At 69.5% G+C, this 16630-nt stretch carries 17 protein-coding genes; 9 read left to right on the forward strand and 8 right to left on the reverse strand.

Annotated features, from left to right (window positions below; all coding sequences use genetic code 11):
* Positions 1–5: 5 nt before the first annotated feature.
* The 7 genes from R2K23_RS04185 to R2K23_RS04215 form a co-directional block, all read right to left on the reverse strand.
* The gene (locus tag R2K23_RS04185) at positions 6–785 is read right to left on the reverse strand and encodes a DUF1295 domain-containing protein (protein ID WP_396893010.1); all 780 of its coding nucleotides are present in this window, start codon (positions 783–785) and stop codon (positions 6–8) included.
* A complete protein-coding gene (locus R2K23_RS04190) occupies positions 782–2041 on the reverse strand; it encodes a class I SAM-dependent methyltransferase (RefSeq protein ID WP_316514526.1) in 1260 nt (419 codons plus the stop codon). The genes R2K23_RS04185 and R2K23_RS04190 overlap by 4 nt, the downstream gene beginning before the upstream one ends.
* Positions 2038–2742 (reverse strand): DUF1365 domain-containing protein, encoded by a 705-nt coding sequence (locus R2K23_RS04195; protein WP_316514528.1) that lies wholly within the window; start codon positions 2740–2742, stop codon positions 2038–2040. The genes R2K23_RS04190 and R2K23_RS04195 overlap by 4 nt, the downstream gene beginning before the upstream one ends.
* Entirely contained in the window at positions 2739–4010 is a 1272-nt protein-coding gene (locus R2K23_RS04200; protein WP_316517045.1) for an NAD(P)/FAD-dependent oxidoreductase, read from the reverse strand. The genes R2K23_RS04195 and R2K23_RS04200 overlap by 4 nt, the downstream gene beginning before the upstream one ends.
* 60 nt (positions 4011–4070) lie before the next feature.
* Complete coding sequence (locus R2K23_RS04205) at positions 4071–5681, reverse strand: HNH endonuclease signature motif containing protein (protein ID WP_316514530.1); 1611 nt, start codon at positions 5679–5681, stop codon at positions 4071–4073.
* Positions 5682–5889: 208 nt separating this feature from the next.
* Positions 5890–6141, reverse strand: coding sequence for a hypothetical protein (locus R2K23_RS04210; RefSeq protein ID WP_316514532.1), 252 nt, complete (start codon positions 6139–6141; stop codon positions 5890–5892).
* 61 nt (positions 6142–6202) lie between these two features.
* Entirely contained in the window at positions 6203–6994 is a 792-nt protein-coding gene (locus R2K23_RS04215; protein ID WP_316514533.1) for an SDR family oxidoreductase, read from the reverse strand.
* Positions 6995–7041: 47 nt separating this feature from the next.
* On the opposite strand from R2K23_RS04215, the gene R2K23_RS04220 reads away from it, so the two are divergent.
* From R2K23_RS04220 to R2K23_RS04235, 4 genes are all read left to right on the forward strand, one after another.
* Complete coding sequence (locus R2K23_RS04220) at positions 7042–8043, forward strand: phosphotransferase enzyme family protein (protein WP_316514534.1); 1002 nt, start codon at positions 7042–7044, stop codon at positions 8041–8043.
* A gap of 84 nt (positions 8044–8127) precedes the next feature.
* Positions 8128–9177, forward strand: a complete 1050-nt coding sequence (locus R2K23_RS04225; protein ID WP_316514536.1) for a type III polyketide synthase — start codon at positions 8128–8130, stop codon at positions 9175–9177.
* A 2-nt stretch (positions 9178–9179) separates the two neighbouring features.
* A complete protein-coding gene (locus tag R2K23_RS04230; protein ID WP_316514538.1) occupies positions 9180–9692 on the forward strand; it encodes an isoprenylcysteine carboxyl methyltransferase family protein in 513 nt (170 codons plus the stop codon).
* Complete coding sequence (locus tag R2K23_RS04235; RefSeq protein WP_316514541.1) at positions 9679–10695, forward strand: NAD(P)/FAD-dependent oxidoreductase; 1017 nt, start codon at positions 9679–9681, stop codon at positions 10693–10695. The genes R2K23_RS04230 and R2K23_RS04235 overlap by 14 nt, the downstream gene beginning before the upstream one ends.
* Here the strand turns inward: R2K23_RS04235 and eat are convergent.
* Positions 10692–12125, reverse strand: a complete 1434-nt coding sequence (gene eat / locus R2K23_RS04240; protein ID WP_316514542.1) for an ethanolamine permease — start codon at positions 12123–12125, stop codon at positions 10692–10694. The two genes, R2K23_RS04235 and eat, sit on opposite strands and share 4 nt — an antisense overlap.
* Before the next feature lie 318 nt (positions 12126–12443).
* Here eat and R2K23_RS04245 point away from each other — a divergent pair, with 318 nt between their 5' ends.
* The 5 genes from R2K23_RS04245 to R2K23_RS04265 are packed head-to-tail and all read left to right on the forward strand — an operon-like array spanning position 12444 to position 16628.
* Positions 12444–13724 carry a class-III pyridoxal-phosphate-dependent aminotransferase gene (locus tag R2K23_RS04245; protein ID WP_316514543.1) on the forward strand — a complete coding sequence of 427 codons (1281 nt, stop codon included), beginning with the start codon at positions 12444–12446 and terminating at the stop codon, positions 13722–13724.
* On the forward strand, positions 13721–15277 hold the full coding sequence (locus tag R2K23_RS04250) for an aldehyde dehydrogenase family protein (RefSeq protein WP_316514545.1): 1557 nt from the start codon (positions 13721–13723) through the stop codon (positions 15275–15277). Before R2K23_RS04245 ends, R2K23_RS04250 begins: the two co-directional genes overlap by 4 nt.
* Positions 15278–15282: 5 nt before the next feature.
* The gene (locus tag R2K23_RS04255; protein ID WP_316514547.1) at positions 15283–15888 is read left to right on the forward strand and encodes a BMC domain-containing protein; all 606 of its coding nucleotides are present in this window, start codon (positions 15283–15285) and stop codon (positions 15886–15888) included.
* Entirely contained in the window at positions 15885–16373 is a 489-nt protein-coding gene (locus R2K23_RS04260) for a hypothetical protein (protein ID WP_316514549.1), read from the forward strand. Before R2K23_RS04255 ends, R2K23_RS04260 begins: the two co-directional genes overlap by 4 nt.
* Entirely contained in the window at positions 16374–16628 is a 255-nt protein-coding gene (locus R2K23_RS04265; RefSeq protein WP_316514551.1) for a EutN/CcmL family microcompartment protein, read from the forward strand. It begins immediately after the preceding gene.
* Positions 16629–16630: the final 2 nt, after the last annotated feature.

The raw sequence follows: 16630 nt of genomic DNA on the forward strand, positions 1-16630 counted from the left end.
GCAAATTATCCGCGCTTCGGGGGTCGAGGAATGAAAAACGCTGTCCGAGAGGAGTATTCACGGTATCCGGGGCGTTCGGCCATGTACTTCTCAGCCAGTCTGGCTCCGGTGGCGTACACCAGGAAGTAGGTCATCGCCGCCGGTGAGGCCACCGTGGCAAGCGCCAGCGGGCCGTTGATGGTCACCAGCCACAGCCCCCACCACAGGCAGGCATCGCCGAAATAGTTCGGGTGCCGGGTCCAGGACCACAGTCCGCGGTCCATGATTCGCCCCCTGTTGGCCGGATCGGCCTTGAACCGCTTCAGCTGGTGGTCCCCGACGGCCTCGAAGAACAGGCCGAGCGCCCACAGCACGATCCCGACGGCCAGCACCGGCCACAGCGCCGGCGGAGTCGCGCCGGTGGTGGCGGACAGTTGCAACGGCAGCGACACGAACCACACCGAGGCGCCCTGGATGACGAAGACCTTGCGCAGGACGTGCGTGACGGAATGGTCGCCGCCCAACAGGTCGCGGTAGCGGGGGTCCTCACCCTTGCCGACGGTCTTGCTCTGGATGTGCAGCGCCAGCCGCAGCCCCCACACCGCGACCAGAACCAGCAGCAGGACCCGACGGGTGATATCGCCGTCACCCAGGATCGCCGCGACGGTGGCGACGGCGACGAACCCGAGGCCCCAGGCCACGTCGACGACGTTGTATCGCCCGATGCGACGACCGATCAGGAACGCGGTCCCGAACAGCACAACGATGACGGCCAACGACACCGCGGATACGACAAGGAAATTCACCGGTTACCTCCACTGCGCGCAAACGTCCACTGATAGACATCGAGATACCCGGAGCGGAACCCGGCCTCCGAGTAGGCCAGGTAGAGCTCCCACATGCGTTGGAATGTTCCATCGAAACCCAGAGCCGACACCGCATTTCGTCGCCGCATGAAGTTCTCCCGCCACAACCGCAGCGTCTCGGCGTAGTGCGGTCGCAGCGAGAACATGTCGACGGTGCGCAACCCGGTGCGCCGTTCGGTGATGTCGAAGATGGCCTCGGGGGACGGCAGCAGGCCGCCAGGGAAGATGTACTTCTGGATCCAGGTGTAGGTGTTGCGGCTGGCCAACATCCGGTCGTGCGGCATGGTGATGGTCTGGATGGCCACTCGGCCGCCAGGGGCCACCAGCCGATCCAGGGCCTGGAAGTAGTCCGGCCAGTTGCGATAGCCGATGGCCTCCACCATCTCCACCGACACCACCGCGTCGAATCGTCCTGTGACATCACGGTAATCGAGCAGCTGAACCTCGACGCGGTCGGTCAAGCCGGCGGCGGCCACGCGCTGTCGCGCCAGTTGTTGCTGTTCGGCGGACAGCGTCACGGTGGTCACGTGGGCTCCCCGCGCCGCCGCCCGCAGCGCCAATTCGCCCCACCCGGTGCCGATCTCGAGCACCCGGCACCCCGCCGTGACGCCCGCGCTGTCCAGGAGTCGGTCGATCTTCCGTCGTTGCGCGGCGGCCAATCCGTCCGCCGTGGCCGGCAGCGAGTCGAACAGGGCACTCGAGTACGTCATGGTCTCGTCGAGAAACTCGGCGAACAGCGCGTTGGACAAGTCGTAGTGCGCGGAGATGTTGCGACGGGCCTGCGCGCGGGTGTTGCGGTGTGAATCAGGTTGCCCGGCGAGCACGATGGGCCGCAGCCACTGCAGCGGCGCCGGGACCAACTCGGGCAACGCACCGGCGAGGGTGGTGAGCACGCCGACGAGGTCCTCGGCGGTCCATTCGCCGGCCATGTAGGACTCACCGAACCCGATCAGCCCGTGCCGCCCGACTCGGCGGGCCAGCCGGTCGGGGTGGTGCAGGACCAGGGTGGGCAACGTCGGGTCGGCCGCCCCGACCACCGTCCCGTCGGGATAGTGCAGCCGCATCGGAAGGCTCCGCGCGGCCCGCCGCAGCAGGGCCGAGGCCGCCCGCGCGGACAGCGCGGCGACGGGCCCGCCGGGAACGGAATCGACGTCGGGCCAACGGCTTCGGCCGGGACTGGGGGCGGTGATGGTCATGGACGCTCCTGGATCGGGACGCGGCGCAGCCAGAGCAGCACGCCTTGGACACGAATTCCCCACGCCACCCACAGCGGCGCCATCGGCGCCACCAGCTGGAGCCAGGCGACGCGCGCGGGGGTAGCGGGGTGACGGTGGCCCTGCATGGTCGCGATGAAGGCGGGGTGGTCGGCCCGGTGCAGGGTGATCCGGATGTTGAGGGACTCTTCCGGCTGCGGCGCGCTCACCAGGTAGTAGCCGTCGGTGCCGTTGAACGGCGAGACGTACATCTGCTTGGGCACCGGGGTGTGCCCGTCGGCGGGCAGCAGGTAGGCGTGCCGCTGCCCGTAGGTGTTGTGCACCTCGGCGATCACCGCGCGCAGTTGCCCGCTGCGGTCGTGGCACCAGAAGACGCTCAGCGGGTTGAAGACGAAGCCCAGGACGCGGGCCTGCAGCAACGCGGTGACCTGACCGCCCCGCAGGTCGATGCCGTGCCCGGCCAGAAAGCAGTCGACTCGGCGGCGCAGGGTGTCCGGGCCGGCTGCGGGCGGCCGCAGATGGTCGGCGGCACGAAACCGGGCGAAGGGGCGCAACGGCAGCGGCAGCCGCGGCGGCTGATCGACGTCGATGTACCAGCTGTAGCCGCGGTGCTCGAAGTGGTGCCGGACCGGCTCGCGCCGCAGATGTGTGATGCGGGTGCGGTAGATGGCGGTGGTGCTCATCGGCGCACCGCCGCCTGCTGCAGCCGTTGCGCGGCGCGCACCCCCGCCGCCGCGCCGTCCTCGTGGAAGCCCCAGCCGTGATAGGCGCCCGCGAAAACCACGCGGTCGTCGTCGAGTTCGGGCAGGCGTGCTTGGGCGGCCACCGAATCCAGCGTGTACTGCGGATGGTGGTAGGTCATGGTGGCCAACGTCTGCGCGGGGTCGACCAGGTCGTGGTCGCCGAGGGTGACCAGGAAGCGCTTGGGCCCGCCGAGGCGCATCAGGTGGGTGACGTCGTAGGTGACCACCACCGCGTCGGTGCGGCCGGTCAGCAGGTAGTTCCACGACGCGCGTGCGCGCGGGCGCCGCGGCAGCACCGATTCGTCGGTGTGCAGGCGGGCCAGGTTGGGGGTGTAGCCGATGGCGCCCAGGACGGCGCGCTCGTAGGCGGTCGGTTCGGCGAGCAGCGCCAGGGCCTGGTCGGAGTGGGTCGCGACGACCACCGCGTCGAACTCTTCGGGGCCGCGTTGGTCGGTGTGCAGCAGCACCCCGGTCGGCGTGCGCCGCAGCGAGCGCACCGCGGCGCCGAGGCGGATCTCGTCGAGGTGCTGCGCGATCGCCTCGACGTAGGTGGCTGAACCGCCGACGATTGTGCGCCAGGTCGGCGACCCGAACACCGTCAGCATGCCGTGGTGCTGGAGGAAGACGAACAGGTAGCGGGCCGGGTAGTCGAGCGCGGCGACCGGTGGACACGACCACACGGCGGCCACCAGCGGGGTCATGAAGTATTCGACGAAGAACGGCGAGAAGTTGTGCCGGGTCAGGAAGGTGCCCAGCGATTCATCGGGCCCCGACGCGTCGCTGTCGAGCAGCGCGGTGGCGTGCCGGTGAAACTTCTTGACCTCCAACAGCATCGCGAGGTAGCGCGGGCGGGTCAGATTGCTCAGGGTGGGGAACAGCCCGCCGAAGCCGCGGGCGCCCGCGTACTCGAGGCCGGTCGCGTCGGCCCGTACCGACATCGACATGTCGGTGTCGCGGGTGGCGATGTTCAGCTCGTAGAACAGGCGGCACAGGGTGGGGTAGGTGCGCGTGTTGTGCACCAGGAACGCCGAGTCGACCCGCTCGCTGACCCCGTCACCGCGGTCCACGACGTGGGTGTGGGCGTGCCCGCCCAGCCGGGTGTCGGCCTCGAACAGGGTGACGCGGTCGCGCCGGGACAGCGTGTAGGCGGCCGTGAGACCGGCTACTCCGCTGCCGATGACGGCGATGGACCGTCGGGTGTCGTCGATGTGCACATCTGGTATTCGGAGCCGTGCCCCGCTCGGATGGGTGCGACGCGACCGGCCAGTTCAGAAGGGTGGCGGCTCGTTGCGTTCGGCGACGTAGGCGTCGTTGTGGGCGCGTTCGGCCTTGATGTAGGCGGCGCGGGATTGCGCGCGAGTACGGCGGCGCTTCGGCATCATCAGGGCCCGCCCGGGGCCGTGATCGGGTGGTCGCCCGTTCGCGACCGGAGTGGTGGTGATGTCCCAGGCCGGCAAGAGCAGCGCCGCGCCGGGTTTGGTGACATAGCGCCGCCCCGAGGGCGTGGTGAAGGTGATGCTGCCGTCGGGGGCTTGGATGTCCGTCCAGCCGTCCCAGAAGGTTTTGAGCAGGTGATGTTTTCGGCATCGACAACTCAGGTTGGCCGGGTGGGTGAGTCCGGCGGGATACGGCGTGGTGTGGTCGATGTCCGCAGTGACGGCGGGCTGGTCACAGCCCGGGTAGCGGCAGGTCAGATCCCGCAGCCGAATCCAGGTGTCCAGGGCGGCCGAGGGGCGGTATCGGTTTTCGGGGTTCGGGTTCGGCGCGGTCACCGGCTTGACCTGCGCGCCCTGCTGGATCAACTCGGCAAGCAGCGGGGCGGGCAGGTGGCCGCCGCCGATGAGCAGCGCCGGCGGGGTGGGACCCGGGGCGGGGCTCGGCGGTGCGGCGGTGTCGTGCGGCGCGGCGGTGTCGGGTGCCGCGACGGGCGTGGGGCTCGGTGGCGCGGCGGGGTTGGGGCACGATGCTGCCGCGGTGTCGGGCGAGGCCGCGGGTCGGGCAGGTGCGGGCGGCTCGGGGATCCGCCCGTCGCCGTGGATCAGTGGATCGGGCGCGCTTCGGGTGGCGGCGGTCTCCGCGAGGACATGGATGACGACACCCGTGGCCCGCCCGTCGTCGGTCGCGGCCGAACAGGCGGGGTTGCCGCACAGGCACTTGAGGTGCTCGGAGTTCGCCGCGAGCGCGCCGACCGCATCGGCCCGGCGCTGGGCCAGGGTCCGCGGGTCGTCCGGGCACACACCGCGCGCCATGGCCGTCAGACGTTGTTGTAGGCGCAGGGCGTCGGTGGGCTGTAGGCGGCCCCAGACCTCGGTGGTGGCCGCGTCGTCGTTGCGGCCGCCGACGACGAAATCGCGGGACCGGACGTTGTCGCGGGTGCGACGCAACGCACCCGGGTCGATGCGGTCGATCCACACATCGAGGGCCTGCTTGAGCTTGTAGTCCGACAGCGGACCCCAATTGGCGGCGCGTTCGGAGATGGCAGCGTCGAGGCGCTGCAGCGCCTCGGAATCCTCTACCAGGGCAGTGCGATCGACGATGACGGCGGCCGTATGGGTGGTGATGGCACCGGCACGCAACATCGCGCCGACGGCGGGCAGTCGGTCGCGCAGGGCGAGGGCGAGGTCGATCTGCCGCAGCGCACGGCCGTGGCTGACATTGAGGGCGGCCGCGACTTCGGCTGCAGCCGCATCCCAGTCGTCGCAGGCCCAATCCTGGTGCTCGGCTTCTCGCAGTCGGCGATCCGCCAATTCGGCAATCGCGCCCAGCCGTTGGGCATCCGCAGCGGCGGTCAGCCGGGCCCAGCCTTCGATGGCCGCGGCTACCGCGGCATCGTCGGCGTCAACCAGCGCGGTCGCGGAGGGCGGCGGGGTATCGAACACATGTTCTATATTCGCGTGAATCCCCGCCCGGGACCACGTTGAGTGCGGTGGTCTGTGGACGAAACCGCAACTGGGGATAACTGGGTGGCCGGCCGTCAAGCCGGCGGCATGCCGAAATATGCCGGCCGCGGTCACCCGCGGCCAGTGAAACCCGCGACCTGAACCCGTCGTCCGCGGCCGGCGACCGAGCGCCGGCCGGTGAAACCGGTTAGAAGACCATCCCGGCGCCGTAGAACGGGTCGCCGTACCACGGCATCGCGTACACCGGGGGCCGAGAAACGATCTGGGTGTTGCCCGGGCTGCTGCACTGCGTGGTGGAGCCGCCGGCGAAGCCGCCGCCCTGGCTGGTCACTTCGCAATTGGGGTTCAGGGGGTTTGCAGCGGCGGCGGGCGCGGCGATGATTGCCGCGGCGGCACCTCCCGCCATCAAGGCGGGAACGATCAGACGCAGCACGCGCATTGGCGAAAACCCCTCTACTGAGAAACCTGGATGTCAGCTGAGAGTGTATAGCCCCGACCCATCAAAGGTCAGGTATAGGCAGGTCGAGGTTCGGAAAGGTGAGCCCGCCATCGACTTCCAGGGTTTTCCCGGTCAGGTAACTGCCAGCCGGCGAGGCCAGGTAGACCGCCGCGGCGGCGATGTCGGACGGGTCGCCGAGGCGCCGCATCGGCGTCGCCCGCTCCATGGGCTCGCGTAGTTCGTCGTTGCTCGCGACGACGTCCAGCGCCGAGGTCAGGATCGAACCGGGGGCGATCGCGTTGACCCGGATCCGGGGGCACAGGTCCAGCGCGGCCAGCCGGGTGTACTGCGCCAGCGCCCCTTTCGCGGTGCCGTAGGCGGTGAATCCGCGGCCGGCCAATCGGCCCATGGTCGAGGTGATGTTGATGATGCTGCCGCCGCCGGAATGCTCGAGCATCAGCGGGACGGCCGCCGCGGTCAGCGCGTGCGCGGTGCCGACGTTGAACGTGAAGGCGTCGCGCAGTTCCTTTGTCGACGTGTTGAGCAGCGGCGCGGGCATGGTGCCCCCGACGTTGTTGACCACGATATCGAGGCGACTGAACGCCTCGACGGCGGCCGCCGCGAGCTCGGCGGTGGTGTCGGGATGTGCCAGGTCGGCCACCACGAGGTGCGCGCGGCGACCGACGGCGCGGACCTGCTCGGCGACGGCCTCGAGTTCGGGGCGGGTGCGGGCGGCGATGACGACGTCGGCGCCCACCTCGGCGAAGGCCACCGCGATCGCCGCGCCCAGGCCGCGGCCGGCGCCGGTGATCACGGCAACCTGGTCGTCGAGTCGGAATTTGTCGAGGATCATCGCGGCCACGCTAGCAAGGGGCCGGCGACGGGCGGTAGGTTCGCACCGTGAGTTCGGACGACGACGATCTGGCTGCGCGGATCGCGGCCACGGCCTCGGGCGCCTACGACGTGGCGCCCGATTCCGAGCTGAAGTTGGTCAACCGTTCCGAGAACACCGTCTTCGCCCTGACCGACGCCGCCACCGGCGAGCCGCTGATCATGCGGGTGCATCGGCACGGGTACCACGAGCGCCACCAGATCGAGTCCGAGCTCGACTGGCTCGCCGCGATCCGCGCCGACGGTGCGGTGTCGGTCCCGCAGGTGCGCGCCGCGCGCGACGGCACCCGGGTGGTCACCGTCGACGGCGTCGACGACCGGCCCCGCCAGGTGGTGTGCTTCGAGCAGATCCCGGGGGTCCACCCCGACGAGAACCTGCTGACCGACAACGACTTTCACCACCTGGGGCGGATCACCGCCGCGTTGCACGACCACGCCCGGCGCTGGCGGAGGCCGCCGGGGTTCGACCGGTTCGCGTGGGACTGGGAGTCCTGCCTCGGGCAGCGGCCCCGCTGGGGCCGGTGGCAGGACTCGGTCGGGGTGGGGCCCCCGCAGCGTCGGCTGCTGGGGCGCGCGCAGGATTTGTTGGAACAGCGGCTACGGGCCTACGGATGCGGCGCGGACCGGTTCGGACTGATGCACGCCGACCTGCGGCTGGCCAACCTGCTGGTGCACGACGGCGACATCACCGCGATCGACTTCGACGACTGCGGATTCAGCTGGTTCTTCTACGACTTCGGCGCCGCGGTGTCCTTCATCGAGGACGACCCGGCGTTGCCGCGATGGCAGGACGCGTGGCTGGCGGGCTACCGTACCGCCGGGACGGTGAGCGCCGCCGACGAGGAGATGCTGGCGTCTTTCGTCATGCTGCGTCGGCTCAAGCTGTTGGCGTGGATGGGCACGCACGACCATGCGCTGGAATCCCGAACCAAACTGGCCCGCTACGCCGAAGGTAGCTGTGAGCTCGCCGAGTGCTACCTGACCTCGGGTGGACGTGTAGTCCGCTGGTAGCGGCGGGAATTCGGGGACGTCCGTGGAGAAATGGCGGCGGCAGGTACCCGTGTGCGCGGCCCGTTTGAGGCATACCTTTGATTCATGAACGAAACCAGTGCGGCGCCCACGCTCGCCGCCTCCGCGGTGGAATTTCCCCCGCATCGGCACAGCCAGGACGAGGTGACCGCGCTGGTCTCCTCCGCCGCCGGCGACGCCTTCACCCGGTTCGCGAGCAGCAGCGGCGTGCGGATGCGCAACCTCGCGTTGCCCTTGGAGCGTTATCGGGACCTGACCGACTTCACCGAGGCCAACGCGGTCTATCTGGATGTGGCACTTGCGTTGTCGGAACGTGCGCTGCGCGAGGCCCTGGACCGGGCGCGGGTGCGCGCGGACGAGGTCGACGCCATCTTCTCCACGACGGTGACGGGGCTGGCGGTGCCGACCCTCGACGCCCGGCTGGCCACCCGGGTGGGGCTGCGTCCCGACGTCAAGCGGGTGCCGCTGTTCGGGCTCGGCTGCGTGGCCGGGGCGGCCGGAGTGGCGCGGATGCATGACTATCTGCGTGCTTACCCGGATCAGGTCGCGGTGCTGGTGGCCGTCGAGCTGTGTTCGCTGACCATCCAGTGGGACGACCACTCCACGGCAAACATGTTGGCCTCCAGCCTGTTCGGCGATGGCGCGGCGGCCGTGGTGGCCACCGGGGCGCGGCGCGCGGCAGCGGGTCCGCAGGTGCTCGCCAGCCGCAGCCGGCTCTATCCCGACACCGAGGACGTGATGGGATGGCAGATCGGGGCGTTCGGCTTCAAGATCGTGCTGTCCGCGGACGTACCGACCGTTGCCCACAAGTATCTCGGCGAGGACGTCAGCCTGTTCCTGGCCGAGTTCGGGCTGACGCCGGGCGACATCGGGACGTGGGTCTGTCACCCGGGCGGCCCCAAGGTCATCGAGGCCGTCGAGCAGGTGCTGGACCTGGCGCCGACGGCGCTGGACCGGACGCGGGAATCTCTGCGGGAGAACGGGAACCTGTCGTCGGTATCGGTGCTCGACGTGCTGCGGGCCACGCTGGCCGACCCGCCGGAGCCCGGCTCGCTGGGAATGATGGTCGCAATGGGTCCCGGCTTCTGCGCCGAACTCGTCTTGTTGAAGTGGTGAGCATGTACTACCTGCTGATTGCCGCGGTCGGGCTGGAACGCCTCGCGGAGCTCGTCGTCTCCAAGCGCAACGCGCGATGGGCGTTCGCCCACGGCGGCAAGGAATTCGGCCGCGGCCACTATCCGGTCATGGTCGTCATCCATGCCGCCCTGCTGATCGGCTGCGTGGTCGAGGTGTGGCTGCTGGACCGGCCGTTCCTGCCGTGGTTGGGCTGGACCATGCTGGCGGTGGTGCTGGCCGCCCAGGGGCTGCGGTGGTGGTGCATCGCGACGCTGGGCCGGCGGTGGAACACGCTGGTGATCGTGCTGCCCGAGGCGCCGTTGGTGCGCAGCGGGCCCTACCGGTGGCTGCACCACCCCAACTACGTCGCCGTGGTGGCCGAGGGGATTGCGCTGCCGTTGGTGCACTCGGCCTGGATCACCGCGGTGGTGTTCACCGTGGCCAATGCGCTGCTGTTGACGGTCCGGATCCGGGTCGAGAACGCCGCGCTGGGCTACACCGATGCCCGACTATGACGCCGACCTGCTGATCGTCGGTGGCGGCCCCGGCGGGCTGGCGGCCGCGCTGCACGCACGGGCGCAGGGCCTTTCGGTCGTCGTCGCCGAACCCCGAACAGCGCCCATCGACAAGGCCTGCGGGGAGGGATTGATGCCCGGTGGCCTCGCGGTGCTCGCCGAACTGGGGGTGGATCCCGTCGGGATGCCGTTTCGGGGCATCACCTATCTCGACGAGCGGCGTCGGGTCCAGGCCTGTTTCCGCGACGGACCCGGTCGCGGCGTGCGGCGCACCACGCTGCACGCCGCGTTGGCAAGTCGCGCCAAAGAAGTTGACACCGAATGGATTCCGGACCGGGTGACCGAGCTGCACCAGGACGCCTTGGGGGTGGCCGCGGCGGGGGTGCGGGCGCGCTACCTGGTGGCCGCCGACGGGTTGCACTCGACGGTGCGCCGGTTGGTCGGGATCCCGACGAAGGTGGGCTCACCCCGACGGGTGGGCTTGCGCCGGCACTACTCCGTGCCCGCCTGGTCGGAATTCGTGGAGGTGTACTGGTCGGCGCTGGGCGAGGCCTACGTGACCCCGGTGGAGCCCGACCTGGTGGGGGTGGCGATCCTGAGCCGGCATCGGCACGATCTGAGTTGGTTTCCCGCGCTGGAACGCCGACTGGCCGGGGCCCCGCGGGGTGCCGAACGCGGTTGCGGTCCGCTGCGGCAGGTGGTGTCGCGCCGGGTGGCGGGCCGGGTCCTGCTGGTCGGCGACGCCGCCGGCTACGAGGACGCGCTGACGGGCGAGGGGATGAGCCTGGCGGTCAAGCAGGCCGGGGCCGCGGTGGCCGCGATCGTCGCCGACCGGCCCGCGCAGTACGAACGCGACTGGCACCGCATCACGCGCCGGTACCGCTGGTTGACCCGCGCGTTGGTGCTCGGCACCGCGACGACAGCGGGCCGCCGTGCCGTGGTGCCGGCATCGGCGGCCCTGCCGTTCGTCTTCCGCGGTGCGGTCGACACCCTTGCGGGTTAACGCAACTCGTCTTCGGCCTCGGCCAGGACGTTGAACTCCTCGTCGGGCGAGTTGGCGACCAGCCGGTGCCGGCTGTACAGCGCGAAGTACAGCATGAACCCCGCGAACACCGCCAGGGTGAACAGTGCGGCGGTGCTGTTGACCAGAAAAGTGGCCACCACCGCGAGGACCGCGACGACCAACGCGAAAGCGGTGGTCACCACTCCGCCGGGGGTTCGGTAGGGCCGCGGCATCTCCGGCTCGCGGATGCGCAGCACGATGTGACTGATCATCATCAGCACGTAGCTGACCGCGGCACCGAACACGGCCATGTTCAGCAGCAGGTCGCCCTGACCGGTCAGCGACAGGACGAAGCCGATGGCGCCGGGGATGACCAGCGCCAGGACCGGGGCCTTGCGGCGGTTGGTGATCGACAGCGCCTTGGGCAGGTAGCCGGCGCGCGACAGCGCGAACAGCTGGCGCGAGTAGGCGTAGATGACGCCGAAGAAGCTGGCGATCAGGCCCGCGAGGCCGATGTAGTTGACCACCTTGGCCCAGCCGCTGTCGCCGAGCGCCTCCACCAGCGGGTTACCGGACTCCGACATGGCCTCGGCGCCGCCGGCGCCGGTGGTCAGGATCAGCGACAGCGTCGCGGTGACCATCAGCACGCTGATGCCGGCGATGATGCCGCGCGGCACGTTGCGCTCCGGGTTCGCGGTCTCCTCGGCGGCCAGCGGCACACCCTCGATGGCCAGGAAGAACCAGATGGCGAACGGGAACGCCGCCCAGATGCCCAGGTAACCGAAGGGCAGCATCGACGAGGCGCCCGCGGCGTCGGTGGGGACGATGTCGGTGAGGTTGGCGCTGTCGAACTGCCCGGCGGCCGCGACGAAGAAGATGATCAGGCCGATCAGGGCGATCGAGGTGATGACGAACATCAGCTTCAGGGCTTCGCCGATGCCGGACAGGTGGATGCCGATGAAGATGATGTAGGCGGCCAGGTAGACCCACCAACCATCCGTGATGCCAAAGAGATTCAGCGATTCGACGTACGCGCCGATGAACGTCGCGATGGCGGCCGGCGCGATGACGTACTCGATGAGGATCGCGGTTCCGGTGGCGAATCCGCCCCACGGGCCCAGCGCGCGACGGGCGAAGGTGTAGCCGCCACCCGCGGTCGGGAGCGCGGCGGAGAGCTCCGCCATGCCGAGCACCATCGCCAGGTACATGCCGGCGATGATGACCACGGCGATGGCCAGGCCACCGAAGCCGCCCTGGCCCAGTCCGAAGTTCCAGCCGGAGTAGTCGCCCGAGACGACGTAGCTGACGCCCAGGCCGGCCAGCAGCAGCCACCCCGCGGTGCCCCGTCTGAGCTCGCGCTTTTTCAGGTAGTCCTGCGATTCGACGTGGCTTTCCACACCGAAGCCGGTGTGCTGGTGGGGACTGGTCATCTAGGGACTCCTCGGGGCTTGTGCATGTGCGCGCCACGCTATGGTGCGCGTCACATCCAGAACAGTTGGATATTGGCATGACCAAATAGGTTGTCGCAACCCCTAGCGCGCGTCGATTTTCTGACGGAACGCTGGGGACTCAACGCCGGTAGCGACGATTAATGTTGACAGTCGGTCGCTTCCGCGAGGTAACGTCGATGTAAACGGCACGGACATCGGCGGCGCCGAATGGTCGAAGAATGGGAAACATCCGCCGAAACCATTGCGGTAAATGGACTAGCCATTTATGGTGTGGGGGACCACAGCAAGAGGAGCCGCATGTACGACTACGGCACGTTCGCGTTCGAGACCAAGGCGCAGGTGCTGGACCGGGCCAAGACGTTCTGGAACCCGGACAAGACCCAGTTCTGGACGGATTCGGGCGTCGACCTGGTGATCGACCGCCGCGAGGCCTATTTCCTGTGGGATATGGGCGGTCGCCGCCTCATCGACATGCATCTCAACGGCGGCACCTACAACCTCGGGCACCGCAATCCCGAAGTGATGCAGGCGATCTCGGAGGGCATGACGCACTTCGACGTGGGCAACCACCACTTCCCGTCGGTGGCCCGCACCGCGCTGGCGCAGCGCCTGATCGAGTCGGCGCCGGCCTCCCTGAAGAAGGTGGCGTTCGGTTCCGGCGGTGGCGAGGCGATCGACATCGCGCTCAAGAGCGCACGCCACGCCACCAAGCGCCGCAAGATCGTCTCGATCGTCAAGGCCTACCACGGCCACACCGGCCTGGCGGTGGCCACCGGCGACGACCGCTTCGCCAAGATGTTCCTGGCCGACCAGCCCGACGAGTTCATCCAGGTCCCGTTCGGTGACGTCGCCGCCATGGAGCAGGCCCTGGCCGGCAACGACGTCGCTGCGGTGATCATGGAGACCATCCCGGCCACCTACGGTTTCCCGCTGCCCCCGCCCGGCTACCTCGAGGCGGTCAAGGGCATCACCGAGAAATACGGCGCCCTCTACATCGCCGACGAGGTGCAGACCGGGCTGATGCGTACCGGCGAGATGTGGGCCATCACCAAGCACGGCATCGAACCCGACATCATGGTGACCGGCAAGGGCCTGTCCGGCGGCATGTATCCGATCACCGCGGCGCTGCTCAGCGATCGGGCCGCGCAGTGGCTCGACGAGGACGGCTTCGGTCACATCTCCACCTTCGGCGGCGCCGAACTGGGCTGTGTGGCCGCCATCAAGACCCTGGAGATCAGCGGTCGCCCCGAGGTGCGGTCGATGGTCCACTACATTTCCGACATCTTCGACCAGGGGTTGCGGCGCATCCAGGCCGACTACCCGGACTGGTTTGTCGGCATCCGGCAGAACGGCGTGGTGATCGGGTTGGAGTTCGACCATCCCGAGGGCGCCAAGTTCGTCATGCGTGAGCTTTACGAGAACGGGGTGTGGGCGATCTTCTCGACCCTGGATCCCCGTGTGCTGCAGTTCAAACCGGGCCTTCTGCTCGCACGCGAGCTGTGCGAGGACGTCCTGGACCGCCTCGAAGTCGCGGTGGGCCGGGCGCGGGTGGCCGCCACCGGACGGAGATCTCGATGACCAGCTTTGCGCAGGCCGGCCAGGTGCTGGAGCGGGCCCGCTGGGCCGCCGCCGCCTACGCCGACTACGACCAGGCCGCGGTGACGGCGATCGCCGCCGCCGTCGCCGACGCCGGATACGCGGAGGCCGAGCGGTTCGCGGCCGAGGCCGTCGCCGAGACCGGCATGGGTGTCGTCGCCGACAAGGTGATCAAGAACCAGGCCTGCTCGCGCGGGATCCTGGAGCACTACCGCGGCGAGGACTTCGTGTCGCCGCGCGTCGACGCCGCCCGCAAGATCGTGGAGATCCCGCGGCCGGCCGGGGTGGTGCTGGCGCTGACGCCGACCACCAATCCCGTGTCCACGGTGTACTTCAAGGTGCTGCTGGCGCTGCTGACGCGCAACGCGGTCGTCGTCGCGCCGCACCCGCGGGCCAAGCGCTGCTCGGCGGATGCCGCCCGGTTGCTGGCCGACGCCGCGGTGGCCGCCGGCGCGCCCGACGGCATCGTGCAGGTCCTCGACGAACCGTCCATCGAGCTGACGCAGGCCATGATGGCCGACGACCGCACCGACGTCATCGTCGCGACGGGCGGCACGGGCGTGGTCCGCGCGGCCTACTCGTCGGGCAATCCCGCGCTGGGCGTCGGGCCCGGGAACGTACCGGTGTTCGTCGACGCGAGCGCCGACGTGGCCGCCGCGGCCCGCCGGATCGTCGACAGCAAGGCCTTCGACAACTCGGTGTTGTGCACCAACGAGTCCGTGCTGATCGCCGAGGACGCCATCGCCGACAAGCTGCGCTCGGAGCTGACCCGCGCCGGGGCCCACATCCTCGACGAGGACGGCGCGCGGCGGCTGCGGGCCTACATGTTCGCCGACGGGCACCTCAACACCGAGGTGGTCGGCCGCGACGCCAGCTGGATCGCCGGCCAGGCCGGCCTCCGGGTCACCCCGAAGACACGGGTGCTGATCGCCCCGTTCGCGGACGTCATCTCCGAGGAGATGCTGGCCCACGAGAAGCTCTCGCCGGTGCTGGGCATGACCACCGCGGTGGACGCGAGCCGCGGTATCCGGGCCGCGCGGGCCGTGGTGCGGATCGGCGGCGCCGGACATTCGGCGGCCATCCACAGCGAAAACCCCGCCGTCATCACCGATTTCACCGTCCAGGTGCCGGTGCTGCGGGTGTCGGTCAACGTCGGCAACAGCACGGGTAGCTCCGGACTGGACACCAACCTGGCGCCGTCGATGACCATCGGCACCGGATTCGTCGGGCGCAGCTCCATCGGCGAGAACCTGCAGCCGCACAACCTGATCAACTGGGCGCGCATCGCCTACAACAGCGCCGCCGACGTGCCGATGGGCGACTTCACCGGTATCAACCCGTGGCAGCCGCCGGCCGGACCGGTGCCGCAGTATCCGCGCGCGTCCAATGACCGGGGCGGGCAACCGATCGTGACCGGCCGCAGCTACCCGGCTGCGGCGTCGACCGCCCAGCGGTCCGACCCCAACCTGGACGCGCTGCGCGCCGAACTTCGGGCACTGGTCGTCGAAGAACTCGCTCAACTGATCAAGAGGTGACAGCTGTGGCCGAATTGCGTTCCTTCATCTTCATCGATCGTCTGCAGCCGCAGACCATGTCCTACCTGGGCACCTGGATCAAGGGTGCGCTGCCGCGGGCCAACATGGCCGCCCAGATCATCGAGGTGGCTCCCGGCCTGGACATCGAGGGCGTCACCGATGTCGCGCTCAAGCACGCCGAGGTCAAGGCAGGAATCCTGGTGGTGGAGCGCCAGTTCGGGTATCTGGAGTTCCACGGCGAGACCGGCGCGGTCAAGGCCGCGGCCGACGCGGCGCTCGACTCGCTGGGCGGGGACATCGACGCCGCGGTGCGCCCCACCATCCTGGCGTCGCGGATCATCTCCAGCATTGATCACCAGCACGCATTCCTGATCAACCGCAACAAGATCGGCTCCATGGTGCTGCCCGGCGAATCGCTGTTCGTCCTCGAGGTGCAACCCGCGTCGTATGCCATCCTGGCCACCAACGAGGCCGAGAAGGCCGCCGACGTCAAGGTCGTCGACTTCCGGATGATCGGCGCCACCGGCCGGGTGTACCTGTCGGGCGCCGAGGCCGATGTCCGCCAGGCCGCCGACGCCGCCCGCGAGGCGCTGCTGCGGAGCGCCCCGTGAGCATCGACCGCAACGAACTGCGCGCGCTGGTCCGGGAGGTGGTGCGCGACGCGGTGGCCGGCCTGAACGTGGCGCAGCGTCCGGCTCCCACGCCGACTCCGGCCCCGCCGCCCTCCACTGTTGCTGAGCAATTCGGTGTCGAGCCCACCGGGCCTCGGGCCGTCGATGGCAAGAACCGGACCGAGACGGTGCGGTTGACCAACGACGCCGACCTGGACGGCTTCGTCCGGAAGTTGTTGCGGCTGTTCGAAAACCCGAAGACCCGCGCCGACCTCAAGGCCGGACGGCTACGGTTCGGCCTGGCCGGAACCCCGGGCCCCGTCGGGGGTGGGGCCACCCACCGCATCGATCGGGGCGCGGTGACCGAACGCCACATCGCCGACCTGGCCGGCGGCACCCTGGTGCTGGGGCGCCGCGCGGTGCTGACTCCGCTGGCCCGGGAGAAGGCCCGCGCCATGGGCATCACGATCGAGAAGGAGCGCTAAATGATCGCAGCCACCGTGACCGGCAATGTGTGGGCGTCGCGGCGCATCGAGGGCATCCCGGCCGGGGCCTTCCTCGAGGTCCAGGTCGACGGCACCGACACCCGGATGATCGCGTTCGACGTGTTGGGCAGCGGAGTGGGCGAACATGTCCTCATCGCCCAGGGTTCGGTCGCCGCCAACTGGTTCACCGGCACCCCGCCGCCGGTCGACGCGCTCATCATCGGATCTATCGACAGCAACCCCAGCGGTTCGTAGCC

The organism is Mycolicibacterium sp. MU0050 (genome assembly GCF_963378085.1).
Lineage (GTDB): Bacteria > Actinomycetota > Actinomycetes > Mycobacteriales > Mycobacteriaceae > Mycobacterium > Mycobacterium wendilense.

Excerpts from the sequence above, each read along its gene's own strand:
- R2K23_RS04190 (WP_316514526.1), bottom strand. The coding sequence starts at position 2,041 with ATGACCATCACCGCCCCCAGTCCCGGCCGAAGCCGTTGGCCCGACGTC.
- R2K23_RS04195 (WP_316514528.1), bottom strand. The coding sequence starts at position 2,742 with ATGAGCACCACCGCCATCTACCGCACCCGCATCACACATCTGCGGCGC.
- R2K23_RS04210 (WP_316514532.1), bottom strand. The coding sequence starts at position 6,141 with ATGCGCGTGCTGCGTCTGATCGTTCCCGCCTTGATGGCGGGAGGTGCC.
- R2K23_RS04215 (WP_316514533.1), bottom strand. The coding sequence starts at position 6,994 with ATGATCCTCGACAAATTCCGACTCGACGACCAGGTTGCCGTGATCACC.
- R2K23_RS04225 (WP_316514536.1), top strand. The coding sequence starts at position 8,128 with ATGAACGAAACCAGTGCGGCGCCCACGCTCGCCGCCTCCGCGGTGGAA.
- R2K23_RS04230 (WP_316514538.1), top strand. The coding sequence starts at position 9,180 with ATGTACTACCTGCTGATTGCCGCGGTCGGGCTGGAACGCCTCGCGGAG.
- R2K23_RS04235 (WP_316514541.1), top strand. The coding sequence starts at position 9,679 with ATGCCCGACTATGACGCCGACCTGCTGATCGTCGGTGGCGGCCCCGGC.
- eat (WP_316514542.1), bottom strand. The coding sequence starts at position 12,125 with ATGACCAGTCCCCACCAGCACACCGGCTTCGGTGTGGAAAGCCACGTC.
- R2K23_RS04245 (WP_316514543.1), top strand. The coding sequence starts at position 12,444 with ATGTACGACTACGGCACGTTCGCGTTCGAGACCAAGGCGCAGGTGCTG.
- R2K23_RS04250 (WP_316514545.1), top strand. The coding sequence starts at position 13,721 with ATGACCAGCTTTGCGCAGGCCGGCCAGGTGCTGGAGCGGGCCCGCTGG.
- R2K23_RS04265 (WP_316514551.1), top strand. The coding sequence starts at position 16,374 with ATGATCGCAGCCACCGTGACCGGCAATGTGTGGGCGTCGCGGCGCATC.